The sequence below is a fragment of the Nostoc cf. edaphicum LEGE 07299 genome (assembly GCF_015207245.1).
GTDB lineage: Bacteria > Cyanobacteriota > Cyanobacteriia > Cyanobacteriales > Nostocaceae > Nostoc > Nostoc edaphicum_B.
This window is the reverse complement of sequence record NZ_JADEXF010000975.1, coordinates 1-2,665: the sequence shown is the minus strand read 5'-3', so window position 1 is coordinate 2,665 and position 2,665 is coordinate 1. Positions and strand designations below refer to the sequence as shown.

Below are 2,665 nucleotides of genomic sequence, written 5' to 3'. Positions count from 1 at the left end.
GTGTAGTAATTGTGGGTACTGATGAAAAAGATATTGAATGGATTAAACAATATCCGATTCCAGATGAGAAGATTGCAGAGTTACTCAGCAAACTGGAAACTTATAAACCGTTAGCTATTGGGCTGGATATCTTCAAAAATGTTCCTGTTGAACCTGGTGGTAAAGAACTTGCGCAGGTGTTGCAGCAGAATAATAATATTATCGGGATTCAAAAAATATTACCACCCGGAGAAACTTCTCCACCCCAGAATTTGCCACCTGAACGAGTTGGTTTTGTCGATTTACCTATTGATAATGATAGCAAAAATCGACGCTATTTGTTATTTACAGCCAACCCTAATAATCCTAACAATATCAACGAAGATAAATATTCTTTAGCGATGCGGTTAGTTATTAAGTACTTCCAAGCGAAAGGAATTGAATTGGAAACAGGAAAAAATGACCCGAATACAATGAGATTTCGGGGGATTGAATTACCCCGAATCACCCGTAATTTTGGCGGATACGTTAATGTTGATGATGGCGGATTGTCAATTTTAATGAATTTTCGCAATACTTCCAAGCCTTTTCATGTTGTCTCGCTACGCGACATTTTAAATGGAAAAGTAGATGCAGAATTATTGCGCGATCGCATTGTATTAGTTGGCAACCGCAACACGAGTACTGGTGATATTTTTTATACATCTGCATTAAGAAACTTAGAATTAAACGGTCAAATTTATGGCATTGACTATCACGCTCATGCGATCGGTCAAATTCTTAGTAATGTAATCGACAATCGCCCACTGTTGCATAGTTGGGGAGATATAGAAGAGTACGCATGGATCTTTGTTTGGGGTTTTCTGGCGATCGCTATCGGACGGCTTACTCAATCTTTTTGGACAAATATACTTAGTCTTAGTGTAGCGGCATTTGGTCTGTTTAGTTGCGGGTATGTGATGCTGTGGATGTGGGGTATATGGATTCCTGTAGCACCTGGTTTGCTAATCTTAGCTGTAAATGGGCTTGGCTGGAGTGCGTTTTACCAGTATGATAAATTCTTGCGATCGCAAATTAAGGAACGTCAAAACACAATTCAACACACATTTACCGTAATTCATAATGGCCCTTTGCAAACTCTTGCTTATGGATTAAAGCATCTGCGTGCTAAAGATATCCCTTACGAAGAACTGGTTGGGCAATTTGAAAAACTCGATCGAGAAATTCGAGAACTTGGTGACTTTCTCAAACTCGAAGCATTAACCACGGAAGAGAGTTTGCGTTTAGGTAGCGGATTAATACTCGAATTGAAACGACCTTTGCACGATTTATTATATGAAGTTTATTCAAGTACATTAGAACGTAAAGATTTTGAACATTTTAAAACATTAAAAGTTAAAATTCGCAATTTTGAACCGATTGATGATAAATATTTAACTACAGAACACAAACGCGGAATATGTCTGTTTTTAGAAGAAGCTCTATGTAATGTTGGTAAACACGCCCAAGGAGTTAAGCGAGTTCAAGCATCGGGTGTTTATAGTGCAAATAAATACAATTTATCTGTGAAAGATAACGGTTCAGGTATTAAATCAAAACTAGAGAATAAAGGCACAAAATATTTTAAAATGCTTGCTAAACAATTAGGAGGAGAGTTTCGCCGTGAATCGCTTTCTCCACGTGGGACTATATGTGAACTTCGTTGGAAACCTACAAAGGAATTTTAAGAAAGAATAAAGGCATTAGCCGCCAGAATTCTCAATTCTTAAAAAGTTTTAGATAACCATACAATCAGCAGCATTTACCATGAGTCATCAACATTTCGTATTTTGGGAAAATAAGCGCAGACTTACAAGCTTGGTTATAGGAGTAGTTTTTCTTATGACCGCAGTCCCGGCATTTGCTCAGTTTAAACCACGCGATCGCAAACCAGCCAGCGGAAATACCCGTGCAGGTGGTTCACGTGGATGTTCAACTAGCGGTATCCCGCTGATGCAGCTTGCACCTCAGACATTTATCGGTAAAACCACTTCCACACGTCCAATGTTAGCTTGGTATATGTCAAGTTCTCAAAATGCGCGATTCCAACTGTATGAATTTGATTCACCCAACACCGTTAAAAAAATTGGGCAAGTTAAAGAAATACCCACAACAGTCGGGATTAACAAACTAAAACTTCCCCTCGATTACCCCGAACTCACAGTTGGTAAAACATATTTATGGCAAATTGCAATTGACTGCAAAAACGACACGATTATTAGACGTGCAGAATTTACCGTTATCAATCCTCAATCACTTGCTAAAAATCGATTTACGAGGATTCCAGAAAGCATAAATTATTATTCTGAAAATGAACTGTGGTATGAAGCCCTGGAAGAAGCATTAAAAGCAACTGGTAATGGTAAACTGGGGCAAACTGGGGCAACTTTAGTTAAAGAACTGGCACAGTCCGAAATACTGATCGGTGATGACGTAGATCAAAAAAATATTCAGCGACGAATTGAATACCTCCAGAAAATTGGCAGCGAAAGAATATAGCAGTTTTCATTTTGATGCAACACACTCTGACCTCACTCCAAACCCTGAATTTACCCCCCTTAATCCCCCCTTATAAAGGGGGGAAACAAGAAATCTAGTTCCCTCCCCAATACATACGGGGAGGGTTAGGGTTGTCTCTGATACACAT

At 38.9% G+C, this 2,665-nt stretch carries 2 protein-coding genes; both read left to right on the top strand.

The genetic code is table 11. The features are described from left to right. Positions 1-1,706 (top strand): sensor histidine kinase (locus IQ229_RS23345; RefSeq protein WP_194047847.1); only part of this gene is annotated, 1,706 nt, incomplete at its 5' end. A gap of 154 nt (positions 1,707-1,860) precedes the next feature. Next, positions 1,861-2,517: a DUF928 domain-containing protein gene (locus tag IQ229_RS23340; RefSeq protein WP_228013680.1), complete on the top strand. Its 657-nt coding sequence runs from the start codon at positions 1,861-1,863 to the stop codon at positions 2,515-2,517. Positions 2,518-2,665 lie beyond the last annotated feature (148 nt).